Source organism: Pseudoalteromonas sp. QJM3NY_22, assembly GCF_056173065.1.
In genome coordinates, this window is sequence record NZ_CM149655.1 from 4,193,581 (window position 1) to 4,218,527 (window position 24,947).

Genomic DNA, 24,947 nt, shown 5'->3' on the forward strand with positions numbered 1-24,947 from the left:
TAAACAGGTTAATGAAAGGTGTTAAAAATGACAGTAGTTTGCATTAAAATCTTGATTGTTTTTTACATATCTGCCCTGGAAGCAATTAATGAAACTGAACTCTCTTTACATAGCACTATTAGCAAGTATTACCGCAAACGCACATGCAAACTCTACCGACCTTGAACGCATAGAAGTAAAAGGTAGCTACTTTAACGATTACAAAGTAGATAACGCCAATGGCGCAATGAGAACATCAGCTTCATTACTTGAAACTGCACAATCTGTTACTGTAATAACCGACACTATTATTAGCGAACAACTTGCCACTACCCTTGGCGAAGTACTCACAAATGACGCAAGCCTAACAGCTGGCTCACAACAACGAAACCGTGAAGTATTTAACTTGCGTGGGTTTGAGCTAAGTTCATCTACGGGTTATTTACGCGACGGGCATCAACATTGGTCACACTATCAACAACCCATCGAAATATTGCAACAGGTTGAAGTAATTAAAGGTCCATCAAGCATTTTATATGGTCAGTCAGGCCCGGGTGGCTTGGTTAATATGGTCACTAAAAAGCCTACAGCACAAACATTATTTAATGCCAGTGCCGATGTAGATCAGCATGGCTCAACCCGTTTTATGGTTGATGCTGCAGGCGCATTAACTGAATCGGAAGATTTACGTGCTCGTGGTATTTTAGTAAAGCAAGACGTTGACTACTGGCGTGAATACCAAAACGGCGAAAACCGTGAACGCGACCGCTTTTTAGGTGCTTTAGTTGTAGATTACGATATTAGCGACAACGCATTAGTGCGTGTACATTACGACCGCACAGACGACGAAGCCGGTTTAGATACGGGCGCATGGATAGACGACAATGCAAATGTAATTGGCGATGATAAAACAATCCGTGATATGTCTTGGGCATTTACCGACATAACCGTAGAAAACCTAGGTGTAGACCTAGAGGTATTTTTAACCGATAACTGGCAAGTAAAACTTGGTTACAACGAACAAACGTTTGAACGCCAACGCTTTGAGTCAGCACCTCGCATGCCTAATGGCTTTGCTGAAGGTGACAGCTATGAATCTCGCCCTTACGATCGCTTTGATGATTGGCAATTTAAAACTGCATTTATTGATTTTATTGGTGAGTTTGAAACCGCGGGCATTCAACACCAGTTATTAGTAGGCGCTAACTCGCTTGATTACTACTACGGGCAATTACGCACAGCACTGCCTAAAGAAGAATACCTTTACTATTCAGCAGGTCAAGACGAGCCATCTCGTCCATCAATCAGCTATAAAACAGATGATACAATAAGCGAAACTGAATACGACTACTACGGTATTTACGTTCAAGACTTAATTTCGTTCTCACCAGAGTGGCAATTATCGCTAGGTGGCCGTTACGATAAGCAAACGCGTGAAGGCCAAAATAACGAATCATTTGTACCAAAAGTAGGTGTGCTTTATCACCCAAATGCTTCTGCAACTATATACGCTAGTTACTCAGAAGGCTTTGAGCCACAAAATGAGACCATCACCGACGAAACTGATATTAACTTCGGTATGGAAATAGATGCTGTTACCTCTGAACAAAGAGAACTTGGCATAAAATGGCAACTGCTTGATGACCGTTTACTGCTTAGTGGTGCCGTTTTCGATATAAGTAAAAACGGAACGCTGGTCACTGAAGACCTTGTAGCTCCTATTGGCTCAGTTACAACCGAGACAAATCAGGTTGGCGAACAACGCCACAAAGGCTTTGAAGTTGCAGCACAAGGCGCTGCAACCGATCGTTTATTTGTAATGGCCTCTACGATGTATTTAGATGCGAACTATGAAAGAGCGAATGATGAGCTGCAAGGTAAACGCCCGACCGACGCACCTAAATGGTCGGCATCACTTTGGACTCGTTATGAGCTAAATGATGCGATTGCTTTTAACGCTGGTGCTTTTTATGAAGGCGAGCGCTTTGCAGATAGCGATAATACAATTACTAAAGATGCATATACACGTGTTGATGTTGGTGCAACTTACAAATTTAATATAAACAATACTGATATCAACCTACGTTTAACGTTAAAAACTTATTTGATAAAAGCTATTTAGGTGGTGGCGGCACTAATAATGTAACTGTTGGCGAAGGTACTAATCTTCGTTTAGCTGCGCAATTTAGCTTTTAAATAAATGCCTTAAATAACAGCTTTAAAATATAGCCCGCGTACATGTACGCGGGCTTTTTTTATATCTAAACGTTTATACCTAACAGCATTAAACCTATTACAAAGCCTATTCATCTCATCTATTTTTTATCATGTTTGTTACATGTTCTAATAGCACTAATTATTAAAAAGGCCTACCAAAATGAAAAAATTAATTACCGCACTGCTGCTTACTAGCAGTATGGCTGCAAACGCTAACAACGCCGAATTTACCCAAAAGCAATTACAACAAGTCAATGAAGTGCGCACCTCTGCACTAAATAGTGATCTAAGCTATAAATTACTAGAGTCATTAACAACTGAAGTAGGCCCTCGCTTACCTGGTACTGAAAATGATAAAAAAGCAATGGCATGGGCTAAAGCTAAATTTAATGAGCTTGGTTTTGATAAAGTATGGCTTGAAGAAGCGACTTTTCCTGAATGGCGCCGTTATAGTGAAAGCGGAAAAATACTAACACCAAGCGAGCAACCACTGCACTTAACTGCATTAGGTAACAGTATAAGTACCCCAAAAGATGGGATTACCGCACCAGTAGTCTTGTTCGAAACACTTGATGAACTAAAAGCCGCACCGGCGAACAGCTTAAAAGGCAAAATTGCGTATATTAATTACCGCATGAACCGCGATATAGACGGGAATGGTTACGGACCTGCTGTAAAAGCACGTGCAACTGGCGCTATAGAAGCGTCTAAAAAAGGCGCTGTTGCCTACATGATGCGCTCGGTAAGTACCGGTCATCATCGTTTTGCACACACCGGTGGTAGTTACTATAAAGAAGGTGTTACAAAAATACCTAACGTAACCATTGCTAACCCAGATGCAGATCAAATAGCACGCTTAGTCGCTTTAAATAAGGACGTATCGGTAAATATTAATGTGCAAACCGAAAGCCTTGGTGAAGGCACTGGTTATAACGTTATTGGCCAATTTAATGGTACCGAAAACCCTGAGCAATATGTATTAATTGGCGGGCATTTAGATTCTTGGGACTTAGGGACTGGCGCATTAGATGACGGCGCAGGCGTTGCACTAACAATGGCAGCCGCTAAACATATTAGCGATGTAAAACGTCCTAAGCGCAGTATTCGTGTGGTACTTTTTGCAGCCGAAGAGCTAGGCCTTTGGGGTGCAAAAGCCTATTTTGCAAAGCATAAAAACGAGCTAAGCAATATTGTTGCAGCCGCTGAGTCTGATTTTGGCGCCGATGTTGTATATGCTTTTGAATCGAACGTAAGCGCAGAGTCACTTCCTGTAGTGCGTGCTATTGCAAAAGAACTTTCGCCGTTAAATATTGAGCATATTGGTAAAAACCAAGCGAATGGTGGCCCCGATCTAATTCCACTTAAAGCAGCAACCTCAGCGCCTATTTTTGAACTTGCTCAAGATGGAACAGATTACTTTGATTACCACCATACAGCTGACGATACGCTTGATAAAGTAACACCTGCTAAGCTTCGTCAAAATACCGCTGCATACGCTGTATTTGCTCTAATGGCTGCCGATGCAAAAACAACTATTAAGCCTAAAGCTCAAAATAAGTAATAACAGACATACTTACTTACAGTTTGTGGCTTTAACTAACACGCTTCTTGTTTTACCTTTAGGTAATTAAACAAGGAGCGTGCTTTATGTTACTTTTCAACACGAGTGAATCATTTCCACATTTTGCACAAACAACACGCTGCCCTCATTGTCAAAGCGACGCCTACCATTTAGTAAATAAAAGCCGCTATTTACGGTTTAGTATTTTACCTATGCTTGCCTTAAAATTAAGTTATAAACGCGAGTGCTATCAATGCGGAAAAAGCGAACAGGTTAAAATAACGCAACTACCGTTAATAGAAAAACTAAGCCTACCCAAATACTTTATTGGCGCATTTTTATTACTTTGGATTGTTTCGTTTTTTTATCAACAGCATCTTGATACCGAGACTAAAAAGCAAAGCTATTTGAATACACCTAAAATATATGACACCTATTTAGTACACGCCGATAAATTTACACACGAACCCTGGACCCTAACCAATTTAAGAATTGCTCAAGTTTTAAGTTTTGATAAACAGTTTATTACCTTTCAGATAAGCAACTACAGCTATAAACGTAATAATAGTATTACTTTGGCAATGCGTACCAGCCAGCTAATTCAAGACAATTACTTTTCCACTAAAACAATCACTCTCCCTCGTGATGAAGTAAAGCGTTTGTATAAAGACGAAGCTATTTATGACGTGCTGCGACCTTATGCCAACAGCCTTTATGGCGGGTTTGTGATGTTCCCTCCCAAACCTAAGCCACTATATAAAGGTTTAAAACTCGATAAAAACAATCAACAAGGCATAATTTATTTTAAAGATAAGTTATTTGTTGAAGCATTTAATAGCTTTAAGCTAGCTGCTGAAGCAGGCTCTCAGTGGGGGCAATTAAATTTAGCGCAAATGTATCGTGATGGTCAGGGAATAGATCAGGATCAACAGCAAGCTATTTATTGGTATAAAAAGGCCATTGAGCAAAAAAATACTAAAGCACAATTTGAATTGGAGTCACTTTGTAAAATAACTATCTGTAAATGAGTGAACTTTAATATAGCTGGCGCAACAAGTACGCCAGCTATAAATTATTTTGTAAATAACTTTGTATAACCTACATGTATAAGCACAACAACTAAGCCGGCAATAACGCCTAGCAAACCATCAAACAAGAGAGGTGCTAATACTTCTCCTGTACCGCCAGCAACCGATTGAGCATAGCTTGTTACATCCAACTGTATATGATGCAGCAACGCAACACCATGGACCAAAATACCGCCGCCTACTAAGAACATCGCAATGGTGCCCGCAAACGCTAAAAACTGCATTAGCCTAGGTGCGGCGGCAAGCAAACCTTTACCTAGTAATTCTTTAAATTTATTAGGGGCTGTTGATCTTTGTAGTATATATATTAATCAGCCCATATTGGTAGCCACATCATAGTGAATGCTAAAGCGAGCATGGAATGATAATTCCGCTCAAGCTTTTCATACCGTGTGGCTATCCCTCTATATTGTTTGATCCGACCAAAGGCATTCTCAACTAAGTGCCTATATTTGTACATGCACCAGTCAATATCTTCATTACCCACTAAACTGTTATCCTTGCGTGGAATAACGGGTGTAGCGCTATTGTCACGAATAAACTCTCTTAGTTTTTCACTATCGTAGCCTTTATCTGCGACAACAACATTACTCGTTGGGCAATTGGCTACAAGTGACTCTGCATGGACGATATCATGCGTATTTCCACAGGATAATTCATAATAAACAGGCAATCCTCCGCTATCTACTGCAAGATGAATTTTAGTCGAATTACCACCTCGACTCTTACCGATTGATTCATTGTCAGCGGTTCTTGCACCGCAACTATGCTGGTGAGCCCTGACAATACTGCCATCAATAAAGATCCAATCCATATCAGCATAGTGGGATAACACTCGAAATAATTCATTCAAAATATCTTTTTTGGACCATAAATTAAATCGTCTATAAATAGCACTCCACGAGCCGAAATAAGACGGTAAATCTCGCCAAGGAATACCGGTACGCATCTTATAGAGTATGCCTTCGAGCGTTTTTCTATGCTCAGGCTTATTATAAATTCGACCACTTAAGTGCATTACTTTTGATAAGACATTCCATGTCGCGTCTGTTAACATTAATCTTGGCATGAGGGTTCGGTGTAACGTTTTTTAGCGAATTCAATTATACCTTATCCTTATGCTGTTTGTTTTTTATACCGCAAAGATCAACACGCCCTAGCCTTCACCTTTGATTGGTTAAGTAAATAAAGTCCGGCATCATCCAGTTTTACAATACCTGCCACTAAGCCATAAACGCCAATAGTCATTATAATTGCGATAACGCAGAGCACTAAAGCTTGGTTAAATAATGTAGCACCAGCAACAGTACCTAGCGTAATAACAATGATTTCAGCAGAAAGAATAAAGTCTGTTCTTATAGCGCCTTTAATCTTTTGTTTTTCGTACTCAACTAAATCTAGTTTCTCGCTTTCATCAACTACTTCATTATGATGAGGTAAAAAATTAGCAAATACTTTTTCAGCTCCCTCAAAACATAAAAACAAACCACCCATCATTAAAAGCGGTGTTATTAACCAAGGCAGCCATACGCTTATTAATAAAGCGGCGGGTACGAGTATCGCTTTATTTAAAAATGAGCCCTTTGCCACAGCCCAAACAACCGGTAATTCACGCTCTGCTGCTACACCTGTAACCTGCTGTGCATTGAGTGCTAAGTCATCGCCTAATACACCCGCTGTTTTTTTTGTTGCTACTTTACTCATTGTCGCAATATCATCAAGTAAAGTGGTTATATCATCTAATAACGTTAAAAGGTTAGTGCCTGCCATAAAGCTTCCGAGCTCAAAAAATATTGCTATAAACATAACGTAAAGCACTACTTTCACCAACGGTTAATTTAGCTTTGTTAATCTCTAATTAGAATTAAGGGCAGGGCTTCCCAAAGATGATCATTTTGAACGTAGATGGAGGTAAGAGTGAAAATAAATATAGCAATTATAGTCAGCTTACTTAGCTTAATCGCATGTAGCGAACAGCAAGTAAATACTACCTATCTATGTGGTAAAAACAAACTAACACTAAGTATTATCAACGATAAATATGCTGAGCTTACTTTTAACAACGAAACGCATTTAATTAATCATGAAAAAAGTGCATCAGGGAATAAGTACATAAGCGAAAATGTACTGTTTTGGGGTAAAGATAATCACGCCATGCTTATAATTTCAGGGAAAAAGCAGCAATGCATTATTAATTAGCCACCAATTAACAACATCTAAAAAACACTGCTACACTAAATAAAGTGTTAATTTTGTTGATGAAGTTATGCGCTCTATTGCTATAAAACATAAAATAATCTTAGCTTTTTCTGCCATAGGGCTGTTAATGCTGACTAGCTGTGTGTTTTTTTATTGGTCGTTAAACCAAATTAGTATTACTACTTCACGTATAGAAACCTTAGCCGTTCCAGTACAACAAGTTAGTAAAGATTTAAGGCTTTCACTTCTTTCCATAACTAAATTTAATGCTGTTGCTTACAGCCAGACCAAACCAGATTCACTATTGCGAAATAAAGACCAAGCATACGCAGAGCAAGAGCAATTTCTAACAATGCTTAATGCGCTTGAATCTCAACTGTTTCAGCAGCAAAATATGCAAGCTTTACTTGCAGCAACAACTGATAACTTTAATCAACTAAGCAAAATAAGTGCTGCAATGTTTAGTGCAAAGGAACAACGATTTAAAGCACAAAACTCGGCCCTATCACTTATTAAAGAATTCATTGAGCAATTGAGTAGCTTGAGTAATCGTTTGCTTGATATAGAGCTATTAGAAGTACCCTCAACACAACAGCCTCTACTCGATTCTATGTTTGGTACGGCAACACGTATTGATGATCTACTATTTAATTTAAGTAACAATGTTAAAAGCATCACTCAAACTACAAGTACTAGCGACTTAAGTAATCACCAACAAGATACTTTGTTTTTACTCGATAATATTCAGCCTAACTTTACTTACCTAGAGCAGCAGGCGACACCTTTTAGTAATGATCTAAACATCGGCCAACTTACTATTGAGTTCAACGATTTAAGGGATCTCTTAAATGCGCCAAATGGTATTTATGTAAAACAAAAGAAAACGATTGAAAACAAAACAACGGCGCAACAAAAATTTGAACGCTTTCAACAAGAATTTATAAACACAGAAAACCAATTACTTAAACTTAATAAACTTGCTGATGAACGATTTAACACCCTTCAAAATAATGCCAAATCAGCCATTAATATGGGCTCAAGCTCGGTAATTATAATCGCCCTTGTACTGATTATACTGGTGATCATAATTTCAATTTTTACCACCAATGCAATGCTAAAGCCCCTTAATAAAGTAAATCGTGATTTAGCTTGCATAGCCTCAGGTGACTTTTCTAAGCGCAGCCATCCACGCAGTAAAGATGAGTTTGGCACTTTACTTAACAATATTAATAAACTTAGTGACGACTTAAGCCATTTAATAAAAGCAATTAGTAACGATGCACATGAACTAGACAAATCAGCGATTCAAACCAGTGAAAAAGGCCAGCAAATGACCATTGTTGCCCAACTACAGCTAGAGCGGAGCGCACAAGCAACTGCGCTTGCACAAAGTATGCTAGATAATTCACAAGCCGTGTACGAACAAGCTGATAGCACATCAAATGAAATAACTAACGCCTCACAGTTTGCTAATGACGTTAACCAAATAGCCAATCAAAATAGCCAAAGTATTGAGGCACTATTAAGCCGTTTAGATAAGGCAGTTAGTAGCACAAAAGAGCTTGCTGAATTTACCGAACTCATTGGTGCCATTGTAGAGACTATTAGTAGTATTGCTGAGCAAACAAACTTGCTTGCGCTCAATGCTGCAATAGAAGCGGCAAGAGCTGGTGAAAATGGACGAGGATTTGCAGTTGTCGCTGATGAAGTTCGCTCACTAGCTGCGCGTACACAAAGCTCAACAAGCGAAATAAATACCATGATCCAAACATTACAACAGCATACTAAAACAACACAAAGTGAAATTAATGATGGCCAACAACAAGCCAAAAAATGTGTTGAAAATAGTGCTGAACTAAATAAAGCTGTAGAGCGTATAAAAAGCACATTACTATCGGTTAATCAAATGAGCGAACAAATAGCAAAGGCCTCTCATGAACAGTTAACTAATAGTAACGACATCCAAAAAATAATGGCAAAGGTAACAGAGCAAGCCACCTTAAATGCCAAAAACGCGACAACCCTAGCAAGCGAAAGTGAAGACGTAAATCAACTTGCACACTCTCTAACGAGTGCCGTAGAGCGCTTTAAGTTTTAAGCACAAGTAATGACTTGCCTTGCATGAAATGGGTATAATACTTCAACTCTTTTGCTTAATAGCGGCCCACAATGAAATATAAAGATCTACGTGATTTTATCGATTTACTTGAGAAAAAAGGCGAACTTAAACGTATCACCCAAGAAATCGACCCGTATCTTGAAATGACCGAAATATCTGATCGCACATTGCGTGCAAAAGGTCCTGCGTTATTATTCGAAAATCCAAAAGGCTACGATATGCCGGTGCTTACCAACTTATTTGGTACACCAAAGCGCGTTGCTATGGGAATGGGCCAAACAGAGGTTAGCGAGCTACGTGAAGTCGGTAAACTGCTCGCTTTTTTAAAAGAGCCTGAGCCACCAAAAGGCATTAAAGAAGCTCTAGGCGCTATACCTATTTTTAAGCAAGTGCTTAATATGCCAGCAAAAGAAGTTAAAAAAGCGCCTTGCCAACAAGTAGTTTTAGAAGGTGATGATGTCGATTTAACTAAGTTGCCCATTCAGCATTGCTGGCCAGGTGATGCAGCGCCATTAATTACTTGGGGCCTTACGGTCACTAAAGGCCCATATAAAAAACGCCAAAATCTGGGTATTTATCGCCAGCAATTATTAGGAAAAAATAAAATAATTATGCGTTGGTTGTCACATCGTGGTGGCGCGCTTGATTTTCAAGAATGGTGTAAAGAAAACCCAGGGCAACCCTACCCTGTATCGGTAGCACTAGGTGCCGATCCTGCCACTATATTAGGTGCTGTAACGCCTGTACCTGACACTCTAAGCGAATATGCATTCGCTGGCTTATTACGTGGTAGCAGAACCGAAGTTGTAAAATCTATTTCAAATGACCTACAAGTCCCTGCCAGTGCAGAAATAGTACTTGAAGGTTACATAATGCCTGGTGAAATGGCGCCAGAAGGCCCTTATGGTGACCATACCGGTTACTATAATGAAGTAGATGACTTTCCAGTAATGACGGTCACTCACTTAACGCATCGTAAAGATCCTATTTATCACAGCACATTTACTGGCCGACCGCCTGATGAGCCTGCGATTTTAGGTGTAGCACTTAATGAAGTGTTTGTGCCGATATTACAAAAGCAATTTCCTGAAATTGTTGACTTTTACCTTCCGCCTGAAGGGTGCTCATATCGTATGGCGATTGTAACAATGAAAAAACAATATCCTGGCCATGCCAAGCGCGTGATGATGGGGGTTTGGTCGTTCTTACGTCAGTTTATGTATACCAAGTTTGTAATTGTGTGCGATGACGATATTAATGCCCGTGATTGGGAAGATGTTATTTGGGCTATAACAACCCGAATGGATCCTGCGCGTGATACAACATTAATAGAAAACACGCCTATTGATTATCTCGATTTTGCATCGCCAGTCTCTGGCCTTGGTTCAAAAATGGGAATGGATGCTACCAATAAATGGCCTGGCGAAACCACCCGCGAATGGGGCGAGCCTATTGTTATGGATAAAGACACCAAAGACCGCGTAGATGATATTTGGGAAAGCCTTAATATTGTTTAAGTGTTTATATGTAAGTACATAACAGGCTATAAAATAACCCTGCAGATATGCTAGAATCGAGTCATTCGATTGCGTATCTGCTGTTAAAAGCGCTGCTAAAAGGTAAAAAATGCAAACATTAAAAGCTGAAGTTGTAGCTATCAGCCCACTTACAGAATTTGTTCATAAAGTAATTTTAAAGCCACAACAACCTGTGACCTTTGAAGCTGGCCAATACATGCAACTCGTATTAGGCGAAAAAGACAAACGTGCTTTTTCTATTGCTAGCCGCCCTTCACAGTGCGATGCAATAGAACTGCATATTGGCGCATCTGGTGCCGATTCTTATGCAATGCAATCGTTAGAACATTTACGAAACGCCCATACCACAGGGCAGTTAGTAGACATTGAAGCTGGCCTAGGTATTTCACAGTTGCGCCTGCAATGTGAGCGCCCTATTATTTTACTCGCCGGCGGTACTGGTTTTTCATACGCAAAATCAATGGCTGATCACTTAGCTGAAATTAAGTGCGACCGTCCTGTATTATTTTACTGGGGTGTAAAAGAAGAGTCAGCTTTATACGCGCGCACAGAAATGCAAACATGGGCCGATAGCCATAAAAACTTTGAGTTTATCCCTGTGGTAGAAAATCCATCAGCGAATTGGCAAGGTCATACTGGCTATGTACACAAAGCCGTAATGCAAGATATCGTATCACTTGCCCCATATGATATTTATATGGCGGGTCGTTTTGACATGATAGGTATAGTCCGCGATGACTTTATTACCCATGGTGCAATTCGTGAAAACATGTACGCCGACGCATTCGCATTTATCAAATAATTGAAATTTACTTTCAGTTATAAATAAAAGCACCTAATCGGTGCCTTTATTTTTATAACAACAAATATTTAATAGTTAAAACCTATCAACCCCATCAATATAAACAATTTCCTAAATCCCTATCTATAAACCATACTTTGTATAGAACATCAGCGGGAGAGACCCAAATGCTAAATACAAAAGTAAAAGATTTTATGCAACGCAAGTTGCCAAATATCACACCAGATACAGAAATGACGACAGCCATAGCAGAACTACAAAAATTTAAACTACTTGGTGCACCAGTATTCGATAAAGATAAATGCTTAGTCGGATTTATTTCCGAACAAGAGCTTTTAAAGCCACTTATGCAAAGCAGTTATTTTTGTGATGGTATAGTAAAAGTATCGCAGCTTATGCAAACAGGAGTCGTTACTATAGATGGTGATACAAATATTATTGAGCTTGCTGAAAAAATGCAGCCTGGTAAACCAAAAAACTACCCAGTTGTAGATGGCATTAAAGTAATCGGTATGATCAGCCGGGCAGATGTACTTAAAGCACTTTACGATAATTACATAAGCTGCCAAACACACTAAATTGCAGATAACAAAGAGTTATTGTCAAATCTGGTGTATGAGCTCATCTTGATGCTCTGTTTGATCTTGAGTTATTCTTTCGCCGTCTTTAAATTTTACCCCTGTAATTACTTCAGCCAGTAGCTTAAATCCTCGCAAGCGGTACCATTTTTTCTCTGCCGACTGCGCGAGTTTAAAAACCATCATTAAGGTGGTTGTCCGGCTGCCACAACTCTTCACTTTATGCGTTCTCAGCCTTACCGTCGCAAACGTTGACTCTATCGGATTACTCGTTCTTATGTGCATCCAATGCTCAGCAGGATAATCATAAAATGCCAGCATTTCATCTTTATCCTTCATCAAGCAATCCGTCGCTTTTGGGTATTTGACTGAGTAATTTTTAACAAATAAATCATACGCTTTATAAGCAGAAGCTCGACTCTCTGCCATCCAGATATCTTGTAAATTCGCTTTGATTTTAGGTTGCATTGATTTCGGCACTTTGTTTAGCACATTCGCGATTTTATGCACCCAGCAACGTTGATGTTGGGTTGTTGGCCATACTTTGGTGAGGGCATTCCAAAACCCCAGCGCACCATCCCCTATGGCCAATTTTGGTGGTATTGTTAGACCCTGTGAGCGCAGTTGATTTAACACTTCAGTCCAGCTCTGCTCAGACTCACGAACCCCGTCAACCACCGCCAATAGCTCCTTTCTGCCCGTTTCATCTACCCCCATAATTACCAGTAAGCACAGCTTATCATCCATTCGAATTTTACTGTAAATCCCATCGGCCCAGATATACACATATCGACGTTTAGCCAAGGAACGTTTAGACCACTGCTGATACTCCGTTTCCCAGGTGGATTTCAACCGAGAGACACTATTGGCCGACAAACCTTTGGCTTGCTCGCCTAAAAGAGACACTAAAGCGGGCTGCATATCACCCGTCGAAATTCCTCGTAAATAGAGCCATGGGATCAGCTCTTCGATATTTTTTGTCCGTTTCAGATAAGGCGGGATCAAGGCACTATTGAATTTAATGCCTTCCTTTTTTCGATCCCTGACTTTAGGTATTTTGACCTCAATATCACCAAGGCCTGTTTGGATCGTACGCTCAGGCTGGTGACCATTTTTGACGATCCGCTGAAGTCCCTCGACGGTCTCATGCTGGTATTGAGCCAATAAAACAGCCAACTCAGCCTCAATCGCTTGAGCTAACAACTGCTGCGCCCCGCTTTTAAGCAACTGCTCTAACGGATTGTCTGGTTTTTCAATGGAAATAACATTATCATTTTCAGTCATTGCGATGTCTCTCTGGTTAATTGTTGATCCGGTCAAGATCAATTAACAGATTACATCGCAATGACTTTTTCTCATACACCAGAAACGACTATAGCTCGATAACAAAATGCCGCTTATATAAAGCGGCATTTTTAATACTCTTAAATTAACGTGCGCTAACGATTGCCGAAAGTTCTTTTTTATCGCCATCGCTTAAAAATGCTATTTCTAATGCATTTGCTTGGGCTTTTTCCATATCAGCTTGAGATAAACCAGCTTGAGGTGCTGCAACTGCATATTCATACTCAATTTCAATCCCTTCCACAGCAGGATCATCAGTATTAATACACGCTAAAATACCGTGATCTAAAAACTGCTTAAGTGGATGCTTAGCTAGGTCGCTCACTGTACTGGTTTGAATATTACTTGTTAAGCATGACTCAATACCAATGCGATTATCGCGTAAGTAATCCATGAGCTTTGGATCTTCAATGGCTTTAACGCCATGCCCTATTCGGCTCGCCCCTAATTCATTAATTGCTTGCCAAATACTCGGAGCACCAAGAGCTTCTCCAGCATGAATAGTCGATGCTAAATAGGCATTTCGTACCTGTTTAAAGTGCGCTACAAACAACTCACCCGGGAAGCCAATTTCGTCACCCGCTAAATCAACCGCTACTAAATCATTTTTAAATGCGAGTAATGCATCAAGCTCTTTCTGGCATGTTTTTACGCCATAAGTACGCGATAAAATACCAATTAAATTTGCTTTTATGTTTGCGCCTTTTGTTGCTGATTTAATACCATCAACAACCGCTTCTACAACCCCTTGCGGGTGTAAACCTTGGCTTTGTGCCATATAGTAAGGGCTAAAACGAAGCTCTACGTAATCAAGGCCTTGGGCTTGAGCATCTTCAATGTTTTCAATCGCTATGCGCCTACACGCATCGTAGTCGCCAAGTACTGCAACACCCCAATCTAACTTTTGTAAAAAAGCCATAAGATTTGGCTCAGGATCAATAACTTGAACATGAGGAATGAGTGCCTCAACATTATCTGCAGGTAACTCTATATTAAACTGACGACCAAGTTCTAATATGGTTTGCGCACGTACATTACCGTCTAAATGGCGGTGAATATCTAGCAAAGGTAATTTTCTATTGATCATAATAGCAACCCAGTTTAGTTAAATTTGCGCGCATGATACGCAGATATAGTTATTTTTCAAGTCTATATGGTTTGCGGTAAGTTTAAGCGGTCATATGTCTGCTTTTTGTGCAAAAATAACGTAACTTATTTATGTGATAAATGATGCCACAGTGTTTTAAATAGCGTATTAGCATCAATTGGCTTGGTTATATAGTTATCCATTCCACAAGCAACTGCTTTTTTAACATCATCATCATGCGCGTTGGCAGACAAACCAATAATAGGTAAATCAATCAGCCCTAAATCATTACGGATAACTTTGGTTGCCTGTAAACCATCCATATTTGGCATTTGAATATCCATCAGCACAATGTCATAACTATTGGTAGTCAACATTTTTATTGCTTCAAACCCATCACTCGCAATATCAGCTACACACCCCTTGGTCTTTAATATTGCACTAGCAACATGTTGATTTAAAGAATTGTCCTCAACTAAAAGCAGCTTATAATCAGTAAACGATAAGCTCTCAACATCTATCTCATTATATTGTTGCTGTACCTGCTCTGCTTTTGGTAGGGGGGAATTCAACGGCACACTAAATGTAAAAGTAGAGCCTTTACCCTCGTGGCTAGCTAAATCAATAGCCCCTCCCATCAACTCAACCAGTTTTTTGCAAATACTCAAACCTAGTCCTGTGCCACCATATTGTCGAGAAGTAGAACTATCGGCTTGAGAAAAAGGTTTAAACAACTGTTTTTGAGCTGCTTCACTAATACCAATACCCGTATCGTTAACACTAAAATAAGTCATCTTTTTTGATTGCCATACTTTAAGTGTTATGCAGCCTTGCGCTGTAAATTTAACTGCATTATTAAGTAAATTTAAAAGTATTTGTTTTAAACGAATAGGATCGGTATGAATAGTTAAGTTTGTTGTTTTATCGTAATCGAGATGCAATTCCAGTGACTTAACATCTACTTCAAATTGCATTAAATTCGTCACTTCATCCACTAAGCGACCCACATTAATTGGCTCTTGTACTAAATCAAGTTTGCCAGCTTCCATCTTAGAGAAATCGAGTACATCGTTTAATACCCTCAGTAACACACCAAGCGCACCATCCGCTTGCTCTATATAAGTTCGAGCCTGTGGCCAATCATTTTGCTGCAGCGCTAAATAGTGCAGTCCTTTTATACCATTAATAGGTGTGCGCACCTCATGACTCATATTAGCTAAAAACTGGCTTTTAATATGGCTTGCTTCATCAGCTTTTTGCTTTTCTTGACGTAAAACACGAGTTTGTTTTGCCACTTGCTCACGAATTTGTATATTTGTACCAGTAACCGAAATCAAAAAAGTTATTAATAACCACACAAATAGCATACCTACTATTTGTGCAAGCCAATACATTAACCATGATGTTCTAACTACAGGCTCATGTAATTGCACTTGCCAGATCCGCTTGCCAATAAGTAATTGGTATTCTTTTAATAGTTCAAAAGAATGAGTATCGGCTGTGTAAATACTCTGTTTTTGATTGGGTAAAGTCACATCTAAAAAGCTAGCTGCAACGAGGTTATTTTGGTCAAATAATAACGATTGCGATAATTTTTTAAGGCTTACTACTGCAACAACAAACCCTTTAAAGTCATCTTCAGTAGTGGAGTTTCCAAAAACAGGGTGCAAAAATAACACACCTTTTTCTTGCGTATTTTGTACTAAATCGATGGGCTCACTTAGCACTAGCTCATTTAAAATTTTTGCTTTGTGTAATGCTGCCGCCCTCCCTTTATTTGAGGCTAAGTCAAAACCAACAACACTTGCATTACCAATCAATGGGTATGCATAAAGTACAGGGTAATAAAAGTCACGTGAACTTACTGGCTCCCATACCCCTTCTGACCATCTTTCTTTTACATAGTAATCATCAATGTATTGAGTGTTTTCTGAGCGTTCAAAATCGGCTAATTGCTCTGCTGAAATGTAAGGTACCCATTCAAATGCAACAATTTCTTGACTATAACTAAGCTGTTTAGAAGTGAATAGCTTAAATTCATCAAAAGTCACCTCATCACTACTTGCAAAAAATGTTGCTAGCAAGCTTAGATGGGCTGACACTTCATCAATTCGTTGGCTTATAGCATCTTGAACAGACAATATTTTAAGCTCTTGTTTTTGTATTTCTTTTTCTTTTTTAAAATTAGACGCAGTATAAAATCCTGCACTAATAATGATATATATCATTAGAGAAGGAATAATAACCTGCAGCCTATTTTGAACTTGTTGATAGTTAAACCCAGCAAGCACCAGCGGAGTAAAAATTAATACTCCAACGCTATCACCTATCCACCATGCGATAAAATTATCAATAGCGCCATGTGCTGGTATTACGTGATTACTAACTAATAAAAACGTACCGACTCCTGCAGCCAGAACACAACACACTGGACCAGCTATAAATAAGCTTTGTATACAATGCTTTAAAGAAGAGAGATCAAGGGGGGCTTTTATAACTTTTGTAATAAATTGAGCGCCTATCCATGCTTGCAACACAGACGCTGTAGTAACTAACAAGGCTTGAATGGCAATTTGCCGATTGAAGATATCAGATGCGCTATCGAGGTTAACTATATTTGTTAATAACGCACCAATAATGATGCCAGGTAAAGCTCTACGATTCCACAGTAAAAGTCCAGCCAGTGCAATGCCCGAAGGAGGCCATGAAGCAACGGCATAACCATCAATAGAAAGAAGAAGATTACTAGCAAATCCAGTTAAAAAGTAAGCACTGGCTAGGCTGAAAGTTAATACGAATAAATTTTTCAATACTCAGCTCCTATACCTGTACTTACATTTAGTTTAGTTTAGTTTTTCATATTTAAGCTCATTGATACAAAACCAGTGCTTTCTCAGTTTGTGCACTTTTACTATAGCTTAGCGCAGCTTGTTCCGCGTACTGTTTTTTATTTTCAGAGTTCAACGCTTTATCAAATACCCTTGCGGCTAAATCATAGTCACCTTGTGCATTGGCAAGGCAAGCAAGTGCTAGTAATAAAGCATTATTACTTTCATCTTTTTTAAGGCGCTCTTGAATGCAGGTCTGCAACTTGATTGCATCAGCATTGGCTGCGCCATTTAAGATATGGGCAAGTTGATTGTGCTGTTCGTTGTGTTTAACCATTTTTATCAAGTCGCCCTCAATTACAGCTAGCTGACCTATCGCTGCCATTTTCGCTAAATAAGCAGTATGCGCATAAGCTTGTAGCTTTTTAGGAAGCTGTTTATATTTATGTGTAATTTTTTCAATTGGCAGAGCTGAAAAGTAAGCATTAAAAACACATGTCCACTGCTCGCTTGAAAACACCTTTTTGCGTAACAATCTTGGTAAAACGTCTTCTAAAGCATTAAAGTGCTGCTGTTGCACCAACACTTCGGTATACAGCTTTAACTCAAGCGCAGTAGCTTTTTTAGATTCGGCGCTTACACGCATCTGCGATTCAATTGCGCTACTATCGCCACTTGCTAGCCAAAGTTTCGCGACTTTTAGTTGATGCTCAGGGCTTATTTCAAATAAACGCTCAAGTGCTTTATCTGTTTGATTATTAGCAAGCGCTGCTTTGGCAAGTAATGCTAAGCGAATATCTTCAAACTTATCTGGCACACTATTACCCGATAAAGCCTGCTCTACATGCTCATAATCATCGTTAATAGCACTCCACAGAGCCTGCTCAATAGCTGCTTGTTTGCGCTCTTGATTACGTGCAAAAAAGCCATGCTTAGTATTATGATAAATCGATAATAAATAACGAATTAACTTATATGTTAAATATAAAACAACAGCGGTAATGACTGCCATTATACAAAACGATACTATAGTGCCTTCTATCGTCGTATTGTTAAATGAAATAAGTACATAACCTTTTTCATCTAGAACGAATGGAGTAACCGCTAGTACAACAACAATAGCTACAATTAAAATAATTAGCCCTATCATTGCGCCCACTCCTTAACCTTTTGTGTACTGTTTAAGGTTACTTTTGGATTAAAGTTAAGCTGCTCTTTTTCAAGTTTAGACAACGCTTTAAGTACCGTTTTAGTTGTATCATCGTCTTGCTTAAAGTACTCACCAACTAAACGTTTTGCTTCACTTAAGGCGCTAAAGAAAATACTCGCCTGCTTACTCATAAGTGCATCTTGTGCCTGAGTTATATTAAGCTTGATTCGTTGATTTATTAAATGGCGCTCTTGATCCGTAAGTAATGGCTCAATGGAAATACCTTCGTGCTGGCGAATAGTAATAAAGCTATCCACAATTTTATTCCAGCTATTACTCAAGTTTTGCTGCCAATCACTCACGTCACCACTTAAAGCATTTTCATCTATTGCAGCTGCTTCTTCAGGTAAATTAACCGCATTAAAAACTAAATTATCAACGTTATTAAGTGCACTGTTTAGCTGTAAATAAATAGCCTCTGTTGCTATTGGTTTGAGGCTATCAAGTGTTTGTATGTCTTGCATAATAGCTTGGCGAACTTCAACTGTTCCTGGGTGCTCACTAAGTAATCCATCTAAGCGTTTTAAAACAGCACTAGTGCCTTGGTAATCTTTTTCAGCCCATAGCTTAAACTCAGCCATACGTTGTAAACTGGTTACTTCTTGTGGGTTTAGAGACGAGCCTTGTTGCTGCGCCTTTTGCAAAGCTGCTTTCAATTCTTGCTGATTTTGAGCTGCACTTTCACTGAGGGCTGTGGCAATTTTTTTCTCACTATTAAACAGCGCTTGCTGTAAATTAGATTGCGCCGATTTAAGTGCTTGCAGCTCTTGAACGAGTAACTTATTTTGCTCGCTTAACTCATTAACGGCTAGGTTTTGCGCCTTACCAGCATTTAATTTTTGATAAAACTCGTATCCAACACCAGAGGCCACAATTAACGAAATCAAAAGCGCAAGTGCTGCAACCTTACTTGCTTTTTGTTTATTTTTGTCTGCCGTATTTTTTGTAGCTACAGGCTCTTGCTTTGTTGATTTAGCTGAGGCTGTGTTAGCTGTTGTTGGTGTGGCTTTTTCTGCCGTAACTGGCTTTGACTGTTCGCTCATGTTGCTACCTTGCTGATTTATGCAGGTAAACATAGCATCATCGCTAGCCCCTGCTGCAATATGTATATTAGCCAAGCTTACTTGTTGCAGCTTTAAATAAGCGGCTATCCGCTCGCTGGCAACATAAAATTGGCACTGTTGTAACCATAGTAGTTGTTGTGCAGCAAGGCTTTTAAATATAGCATCAACTGCTGCATTACTTGTTATGACTATACCGTGTACATTCTGGCTTTTCCAGTGGTCTGTCCAGTTAGAGGTGATACTCTCTGTAGGCTCACGTTTGTACACAACACAATTATTTAAAAAAGCACCGCGCTCTTTGAGCGTTTTAGCTAACTCAGGGCGGCCACCTTGGCCCTTAACTAATACTATATTACAGCCATCCACCTCGGCGAGTGATTTAAGCGCAAGTAACCCTTCTGAATCATACTGCTTTGGTACTGCTGCGCGCACACCAAATTGCTCATATATAACATCGGCTGTTTGTTGCCCAACCGCATAAAACTGCGCTTTGGTATTTATATCTGGTTTTAATTGCGAAAGTGCACTGACTGCATCTTGCGATATAAATATTATTTTATCTGCATTTAATAGTGGACTAAGCTCAGTGCTGGAGGGTGTTAAATGCGTTATTTTTAATACCGGAAATAAAGACGCCTGATAACCCGCTTGCTCAAGTTGCTGTGCAAGGGCTGCGCCTTTTCCTTCGGGCCGAGTTATCAGAATATGTGTCATTTATGCGTCTCTATAAACTTCAGCTAATATTTTGTCTGCACCTTGAGCTAGTAATTTTTTAGCAAGCTCAATACCTAGTTTTTCTGCGTCATTTACATGGCCCGTTACTTCGTCACGTAAAATTTCGCTGCCATCAACAGCACCAACTAAACCACGTAAATGCACTTGTTCGCCATCAACCAATGCATAAGCACCAATAGGAACTTGGCAACCACCTTCTAAATAGCGATTCATCGAACGCTCTGCGTTTACTCGAATACGTGTTTGTGTATGCTCAAGTGGTGCAAGTAATGCTTTGGTTACTTCATCATCAATACGACACTCGATACCTACAGCGCCTTGACCATTTGCTGGTAATGACACTTCTGGCTCAATGTAGTCAGCAATACGCGACTCCATTTCTAAACGAATAAGCCCTGCAGCCGCTAAAATAATAGCATCATATTGGCCGTCATCTAATTTACCTAAACGCGTATTTACATTGCCGCGTAAATCACGAATATCTAAATCAGGGCGAAGTGCCTTAATTTGGCACTGGCGGCGTAAGCTCGAAGTACCAACAATAGCGCCTTGTGGTAGGGCACTTAAATTAGCAAAATTGTTTGATACAAACGCATCGCGTGGATCCTCACGCTCACAAATAGTATGCAGTGCTAGCCCTTGAGGAAACTCTACTGGCACATCTTTCATAGAATGTACGGCAATGTCAGCTCGGCCATCTAGCATGGCTTGCTCTAGTTCTTTAACAAATAAGCCTTTACCGCCAATTTTAGCCAATGGCGTATCTAAAATTATATCCCCTTGCGTTGACATTGGGACTAATTCTACGCGCACATCTGTATGAAAATGCTCAAGCTCTGCTTTTACAAATTCGGCCTGCCAAAGTGCTAAAGCGCTTTTGCGCGTTGCGATGCGTACTAGTTTTGTTTTTTCTGTCATAGGGGTATCCAATTAATTACTGCGTTTAGCCTGTTTTAGTCAGCTAAAATTCTAAATTCTTTTTGGGCAATTAAATTACCTTGCTCATCAACTACATCAACACGCCAATGACCTGTTTGTGTGTTCATGATATTTTTTGTTGAGTACGTTCTGTAACGAGGCGAAGTAACATTAAGTGTAATTTCAGCCATCGTTTCACCTTCAAACGACCAAACATGCTTAACTTGCTGGCCTTGAAGGTTTTTAATCTCGCTAAAAAACGATAACCCTTCCTCAAACTGGCTTAACCTAATATCAGCAGCAAACACATTAGTAGGCTCACGCTTACTTACTTTACGAGTAAGTACCGCACGACTAATTTTACCCGTGTCTATTTGCGCCCCCAATGCCACACTTGCCACATGTGCTGTAGAGGAAAAACCTTCAGTGCCACTCAATGCGCCATCATCACTTTCTAACTCTAAAAGTAAGTCACTTTGACTAGCAGGCTCAGTTACGTTTTGGGCTTCTGCGGTTTCTTCTTGCACATCATTATCAAGGTTTGAGTTTAACTCTGTATTAATACTTTCGCTTTGATCAGTAACAATATCGTTGTTAGCCAACAAAGTCGGGGTATTATTTACAGGGTCTACTTCGGCAGGTGTATTACTTGAAATGCTTAGTTGAGTCTCATTTTGCTCAGCTAACAAAGGTTCAATACTCGCTTGAGTTACCTCTGCAGACTCAGCTGGGGTATTGTTTACTGATGATTGAGGCTCAACATCCATTACCTCATCGCTTGTTTGGTTTTCAGCGTTACTGCTGAAACTTAAGAATTGTTCCTGCTCATTTGGGTGCTCACCTTGCTCTGCATTAACAGAGGTGGTTAAGCCATAAACAACTGCTGCAGAGGTCATTAATACCAACATAGCAATACTCACAATACGACGCCAATTCCACTCGTAGCTTACCGTTGGTACGCTCTGTTGTAATTCGCGTTTAACATTTGCTTTTATAACTATTTTTTGACTCATATTGACCTCAGCGGTTCCAAAATTAACTTAAACGAGCAACCAACCATTGGCGAATAGCTTGCAATTCTTCTGCGCAAACTTGATGAGCCATTGGATATTCTTGCCAGCTTACATCCATGTTATGTGCTGTTAATACTTCAAACGCACTTTTACCTGCGCTATAAGGTACAACATTATCTTGACTACCATGAGCCATAAATACGTTTAAATCAGTATGTTTTGCTTCATCAGCAAATTTGTGTGGCACACACATATAAGTAGAAAGCGCCATAACACCCCCAAGCTTTTGCCCAAAGCGCGGCGCTAAATGCAAAGACACAACACCACCTTGAGAAAAACCAGCTAAAATTATTTTATTAGCAGGAATGCCATTAGCAATTTCTTTATTAATTAACTCTTCTACCTTTGCAGCAGAATCTCTTACGCCTTGTTCATCGGCACGCTTATCTAATTCTATAGACTTAATATCGTACCAAGAGCGCATTTCCATGCCACCATTTATGGTGACCGGTTGCACTGGCGCATGCGGAAAAATAAACCGTATACCAAGCTCGCTTGGTAAATTTAGCTGTGGGGCTACTGGCGCAAAACCATCCCCAGAGTCACCTAAACCATGTAACCAAATAACCGTTGCTTTGTGTTCACTTTGGGCTGCATATTCTACAAATTCTAAACTCATAGTGATGATTGCCACTTAACTTCTTGGCCTGCTTGGCGAGTTGAGGCTTCATTTATAAACGCCCAAAATTCAGCGCCAGAGCGGTTATCAATCCATAACCCATCACGCATTTCAAAATGATGTCCGTTAAACTTAGTCGCAACCCATACTTGGTGAAGAGGTGCTTGCTTATTGATCACTATTTTACTTTTATCAGGAAAAATAATTTCTAAAATACCTTGTGCCGATTCATAATCTAAATCAGCTTCGCAATCATCAACCTGCTCTTCAATAGTGAACATAAGAGCTTCGGCTAATTGGTGATATTCGTGTTCAGTCATTGTTATTTCCTTTGCAGGCGAGCCGCCTAATATTGGGTACGTTTTAGCTTTAAATTAGCTTTAAAAATGTGCAGCTAGTGTAACAGGAATAAAATCATCCGCGAATAGCTGCATTTTTTAGATATTCTGTTACTCTGCGATTATAAAGCCAGCAACCGTATTAATCTAATGAAAGCGACACATACCTTACAATTAAAAAGACTATTAATAAGCACTGTACTGTTAAGCGCCTTAGCTGGCTGCGGACAAAGCGGTCCGTTATATTTACCAGAGCAACAAACAGAGCAAAACCAACCTCAAAATACAGCTAAACCAGCCACTACCGCTGAGCAAGCTAAAACATCGCAAAGTCAGGAGCAATAAATGGATTATTTTAACTACAAAAACAACCAATTATTTGCCGAAGACGTCAGCGTAGCAAGCATAGCGCAGCAATACGGCACGCCGTGTTATGTATACTCGCGTGCTACATTTGAACGCCATTACTTAGCATTTGCTAACGCCACTAAAAATCATAAAAGCTTGGTGTGTTACGCTGTAAAAGCAAACTCAAATATTGCCGTACTTAATATATTAGCGCGCTTAGGATCGGGTTTCGATATTGTATCCAAAGGCGAACTTGCGCGTGTAATTAAAGCAGGTGGCGACGCCTCTAATGTGGTTTTTTCAGGCGTGGCTAAAACGTCTGACGAAATAGCGTATGCATTAAAGCTGGGGATTAAATGTTTTAACGTTGAATCAGCCTCTGAGCTTGAACGTATTTCTGAAGTGGCTTGCGAGCTTAACCTAGAAGCGCCTATTTCTATTCGCGTAAACCCCGATATAGATGCAAAAACACATCCGTATATTTCTACCGGTTTAAAAGAGAATAAATTTGGTATTGATATTCAAACAGCAGTGAGTGTTTATCAACAAGCAGCGGCTTTACCTGGTTTAAAAGTAATTGGTGTCGATTGTCATATTGGCTCTCAATTAACGCAAGTCAGACCTTTTTTAGAAGCCCTTGATAAACTAATGGCGCTTATTGATGAGCTAAAAACTAACGGTATTGAACTAACTCATTTAGATATTGGTGGCGGTTTAGGCGTACCGTACAACAACGAGCAACCACCGCACCCAAGTGAATATGCAGCGCAAGTTACCGAGCGCTTAGCTAACTATAAACACCTTGAACTAATTTTTGAACCAGGGCGCGCTATTGCAGCTAACGCAGGTATTTTAGTTACTCAAGTTGAATTTATTAAACAAAACCAAGACAAATTTTTTGCCATTGTCGATGCTGGTATGAACGATATGCTTCGCCCTGCGCTTTATCAAGCGTGGCAAAAAATTATTCCGGTATCCGTGCGCGACGACGAAACACCGACTCACAACTTTGATATTGTGGGGCCGGTGTGCGAAACCGGCGACTTTTTAGGAAAAGACCGCGAACTTGCCCTAAAACAAGGCGATTTACTCGCACAAAGAAGTGCGGGGGCATATGGCTTTACCATGAGCTCAAACTACAACTCGCGCCCGCGTGTTGCAGAAATAATGGTAGATGGTCAGCAGCATCATCTTATTCGCGAACGCGAAACTATTGAAAGCCTTTATCAAGGTGAGAAAGTTTTACCATAAACGTTTTTGTCTACTAGCTGCTCTGTGGCATGATTAGCACAGAGCAAAACC

19 protein-coding genes and 3 pseudogenes are annotated in these 24,947 nt (G+C 39.8%); 10 read left to right on the top strand and 12 right to left on the bottom strand.

Annotated features, from left to right (window positions below; all coding sequences use genetic code 11):
• Positions 1-88: 88 nt before the first annotated feature.
• The 3 genes and pseudogenes from AC0VZ4_RS19375 to AC0VZ4_RS19385 all read left to right on the top strand — a co-directional run bounded on the left by AC0VZ4_RS19375 (position 89) and on the right by AC0VZ4_RS19385 (position 4,785).
• Positions 89-2,175, top strand: a pseudogene (locus AC0VZ4_RS19375) (TonB-dependent siderophore receptor).
• A 181-nt stretch (positions 2,176-2,356) separates the two neighbouring features.
• Positions 2,357-3,757 (top strand): M20/M25/M40 family metallo-hydrolase, encoded by a 1,401-nt coding sequence (locus AC0VZ4_RS19380; protein ID WP_475440472.1) that lies wholly within the window; start codon positions 2,357-2,359, stop codon positions 3,755-3,757.
• Positions 3,758-3,843: 86 nt separating this feature from the next.
• Entirely contained in the window at positions 3,844-4,785 is a 942-nt protein-coding gene (locus tag AC0VZ4_RS19385) for a tetratricopeptide repeat protein (protein ID WP_008136177.1), read from the top strand.
• A 44-nt stretch (positions 4,786-4,829) separates the two neighbouring features.
• On the opposite strand, the pseudogene AC0VZ4_RS19390 reads toward AC0VZ4_RS19385, so the two are convergent.
• From AC0VZ4_RS19390 to AC0VZ4_RS19400, 3 genes and pseudogenes are all read right to left on the bottom strand, one after another.
• Positions 4,830-5,129: pseudogene (locus tag AC0VZ4_RS19390) on the bottom strand (DUF808 family protein); the annotation flags it as partial.
• A 23-nt stretch (positions 5,130-5,152) separates the two neighbouring features.
• Positions 5,153-5,914, bottom strand: a complete 762-nt coding sequence (locus AC0VZ4_RS19395; protein ID WP_475439610.1) for an IS5 family transposase — start codon at positions 5,912-5,914, stop codon at positions 5,153-5,155.
• Positions 5,915-6,003: 89 nt separating this feature from the next.
• A pseudogene (locus tag AC0VZ4_RS19400) lies at positions 6,004-6,615 on the bottom strand (DUF808 domain-containing protein); the annotation flags it as partial.
• Between the two features lie 147 nt (positions 6,616-6,762).
• On the opposite strand from AC0VZ4_RS19400, the gene AC0VZ4_RS19405 reads away from it, so the two are divergent.
• The 5 genes from AC0VZ4_RS19405 (at position 6,763) to AC0VZ4_RS19425 (ending at position 12,081) form a co-directional block, all read left to right on the top strand.
• Positions 6,763-7,044, top strand: coding sequence for an MliC family protein (locus AC0VZ4_RS19405; RefSeq protein ID WP_007377347.1), 282 nt, complete (start codon positions 6,763-6,765; stop codon positions 7,042-7,044).
• A 67-nt stretch (positions 7,045-7,111) separates the two neighbouring features.
• The gene (locus AC0VZ4_RS19410; RefSeq protein ID WP_008136175.1) at positions 7,112-9,142 is read left to right on the top strand and encodes a methyl-accepting chemotaxis protein; all 2,031 of its coding nucleotides are present in this window, start codon (positions 7,112-7,114) and stop codon (positions 9,140-9,142) included.
• 71 nt (positions 9,143-9,213) lie between these two features.
• The gene (ubiD, locus tag AC0VZ4_RS19415; RefSeq protein ID WP_007377345.1) at positions 9,214-10,680 is read left to right on the top strand and encodes a 4-hydroxy-3-polyprenylbenzoate decarboxylase; all 1,467 of its coding nucleotides are present in this window, start codon (positions 9,214-9,216) and stop codon (positions 10,678-10,680) included.
• Between the two features lie 109 nt (positions 10,681-10,789).
• Positions 10,790-11,503 carry an NAD(P)H-flavin reductase gene (gene fre, locus AC0VZ4_RS19420; protein ID WP_475440473.1) on the top strand — a complete coding sequence of 238 codons (714 nt, stop codon included), beginning with the start codon at positions 10,790-10,792 and terminating at the stop codon, positions 11,501-11,503.
• Between the two features lie 167 nt (positions 11,504-11,670).
• A complete protein-coding gene (locus AC0VZ4_RS19425; protein ID WP_007377343.1) occupies positions 11,671-12,081 on the top strand; it encodes a CBS domain-containing protein in 411 nt (136 codons plus the stop codon).
• A 24-nt stretch (positions 12,082-12,105) separates the two neighbouring features.
• Here AC0VZ4_RS19425 and AC0VZ4_RS19430 read toward each other — a convergent pair whose 3' ends face one another.
• The 9 genes from AC0VZ4_RS19430 to cyaY all read right to left on the bottom strand — a co-directional run bounded on the left by AC0VZ4_RS19430 (position 12,106) and on the right by cyaY (position 23,279).
• Positions 12,106-13,365, bottom strand: coding sequence for an IS256 family transposase (locus AC0VZ4_RS19430; RefSeq protein ID WP_475439694.1), 1,260 nt, complete (start codon positions 13,363-13,365; stop codon positions 12,106-12,108).
• A gap of 145 nt (positions 13,366-13,510) precedes the next feature.
• The gene (add, locus tag AC0VZ4_RS19435; RefSeq protein ID WP_008136170.1) at positions 13,511-14,512 is read right to left on the bottom strand and encodes an adenosine deaminase; all 1,002 of its coding nucleotides are present in this window, start codon (positions 14,510-14,512) and stop codon (positions 13,511-13,513) included.
• 125 nt (positions 14,513-14,637) lie between these two features.
• Positions 14,638-17,322 carry a CHASE domain-containing protein gene (locus tag AC0VZ4_RS19440; protein WP_475440474.1) on the bottom strand — a complete coding sequence of 895 codons (2,685 nt, stop codon included), beginning with the start codon at positions 17,320-17,322 and terminating at the stop codon, positions 14,638-14,640.
• A 58-nt stretch (positions 17,323-17,380) separates the two neighbouring features.
• Positions 17,381-18,490 carry a heme biosynthesis HemY N-terminal domain-containing protein gene (locus AC0VZ4_RS19445; protein ID WP_475440475.1) on the bottom strand — a complete coding sequence of 370 codons (1,110 nt, stop codon included), beginning with the start codon at positions 18,488-18,490 and terminating at the stop codon, positions 17,381-17,383.
• Entirely contained in the window at positions 18,487-20,328 is a 1,842-nt protein-coding gene (locus tag AC0VZ4_RS19450; protein WP_475440476.1) for a uroporphyrinogen-III C-methyltransferase, read from the bottom strand. The genes AC0VZ4_RS19445 and AC0VZ4_RS19450 overlap by 4 nt, the downstream gene beginning before the upstream one ends.
• Positions 20,329-21,267 carry a hydroxymethylbilane synthase gene (hemC, locus tag AC0VZ4_RS19455; protein ID WP_475440477.1) on the bottom strand — a complete coding sequence of 313 codons (939 nt, stop codon included), beginning with the start codon at positions 21,265-21,267 and terminating at the stop codon, positions 20,329-20,331.
• Positions 21,268-21,302: 35 nt separating this feature from the next.
• On the bottom strand, positions 21,303-22,280 hold the full coding sequence (locus AC0VZ4_RS19460) for a DUF2914 domain-containing protein (RefSeq protein WP_475440478.1): 978 nt from the start codon (positions 22,278-22,280) through the stop codon (positions 21,303-21,305).
• A gap of 22 nt (positions 22,281-22,302) precedes the next feature.
• Entirely contained in the window at positions 22,303-22,959 is a 657-nt protein-coding gene (locus tag AC0VZ4_RS19465) for an alpha/beta hydrolase (RefSeq protein WP_475440479.1), read from the bottom strand.
• The gene (cyaY, locus tag AC0VZ4_RS19470) at positions 22,956-23,279 is read right to left on the bottom strand and encodes an iron donor protein CyaY (protein ID WP_002960979.1); all 324 of its coding nucleotides are present in this window, start codon (positions 23,277-23,279) and stop codon (positions 22,956-22,958) included. Before cyaY ends, AC0VZ4_RS19465 begins: the two co-directional genes overlap by 4 nt.
• Before the next feature lie 168 nt (positions 23,280-23,447).
• Between cyaY and lptM the strand changes: the two genes are divergently transcribed.
• Positions 23,448-23,642: an LPS translocon maturation chaperone LptM gene (gene lptM / locus AC0VZ4_RS19475; protein ID WP_002960981.1), complete on the top strand. Its 195-nt coding sequence runs from the start codon at positions 23,448-23,450 to the stop codon at positions 23,640-23,642.
• Positions 23,643-24,896, top strand: a complete 1,254-nt coding sequence (gene lysA / locus AC0VZ4_RS19480; protein ID WP_475440480.1) for a diaminopimelate decarboxylase — start codon at positions 23,643-23,645, stop codon at positions 24,894-24,896.
• The last annotated feature ends 51 nt before the right edge of the window (positions 24,897-24,947 follow it).

Bases quoted from the DNA above. Each gene is read 5' to 3' on its own strand.
- AC0VZ4_RS19380 (WP_475440472.1), top strand. From the start codon at position 2,357: ATGAAAAAATTAATTACCGCACTGCTGCTTACTAGCAGTATGGCTGCA.
- AC0VZ4_RS19385 (WP_008136177.1), top strand. From the start codon at position 3,844: ATGTTACTTTTCAACACGAGTGAATCATTTCCACATTTTGCACAAACA.
- AC0VZ4_RS19395 (WP_475439610.1), bottom strand. From the start codon at position 5,914: ATGCCAAGATTAATGTTAACAGACGCGACATGGAATGTCTTATCAAAA.
- AC0VZ4_RS19410 (WP_008136175.1), top strand. From the start codon at position 7,112: ATGCGCTCTATTGCTATAAAACATAAAATAATCTTAGCTTTTTCTGCC.
- ubiD (WP_007377345.1), top strand. From the start codon at position 9,214: ATGAAATATAAAGATCTACGTGATTTTATCGATTTACTTGAGAAAAAA.
- fre (WP_475440473.1), top strand. From the start codon at position 10,790: ATGCAAACATTAAAAGCTGAAGTTGTAGCTATCAGCCCACTTACAGAA.
- AC0VZ4_RS19425 (WP_007377343.1), top strand. From the start codon at position 11,671: ATGCTAAATACAAAAGTAAAAGATTTTATGCAACGCAAGTTGCCAAAT.
- AC0VZ4_RS19430 (WP_475439694.1), bottom strand. From the start codon at position 13,365: ATGACTGAAAATGATAATGTTATTTCCATTGAAAAACCAGACAATCCG.
- add (WP_008136170.1), bottom strand. From the start codon at position 14,512: ATGATCAATAGAAAATTACCTTTGCTAGATATTCACCGCCATTTAGAC.
- AC0VZ4_RS19445 (WP_475440475.1), bottom strand. From the start codon at position 18,490: ATGATAGGGCTAATTATTTTAATTGTAGCTATTGTTGTTGTACTAGCG.
- AC0VZ4_RS19450 (WP_475440476.1), bottom strand. From the start codon at position 20,328: ATGACACATATTCTGATAACTCGGCCCGAAGGAAAAGGCGCAGCCCTT.
- hemC (WP_475440477.1), bottom strand. From the start codon at position 21,267: ATGACAGAAAAAACAAAACTAGTACGCATCGCAACGCGCAAAAGCGCT.
- AC0VZ4_RS19460 (WP_475440478.1), bottom strand. From the start codon at position 22,280: ATGAGTCAAAAAATAGTTATAAAAGCAAATGTTAAACGCGAATTACAA.
- AC0VZ4_RS19465 (WP_475440479.1), bottom strand. From the start codon at position 22,959: ATGAGTTTAGAATTTGTAGAATATGCAGCCCAAAGTGAACACAAAGCA.
- cyaY (WP_002960979.1), bottom strand. From the start codon at position 23,279: ATGACTGAACACGAATATCACCAATTAGCCGAAGCTCTTATGTTCACT.
- lptM (WP_002960981.1), top strand. From the start codon at position 23,448: ATGAAAGCGACACATACCTTACAATTAAAAAGACTATTAATAAGCACT.
- lysA (WP_475440480.1), top strand. From the start codon at position 23,643: ATGGATTATTTTAACTACAAAAACAACCAATTATTTGCCGAAGACGTC.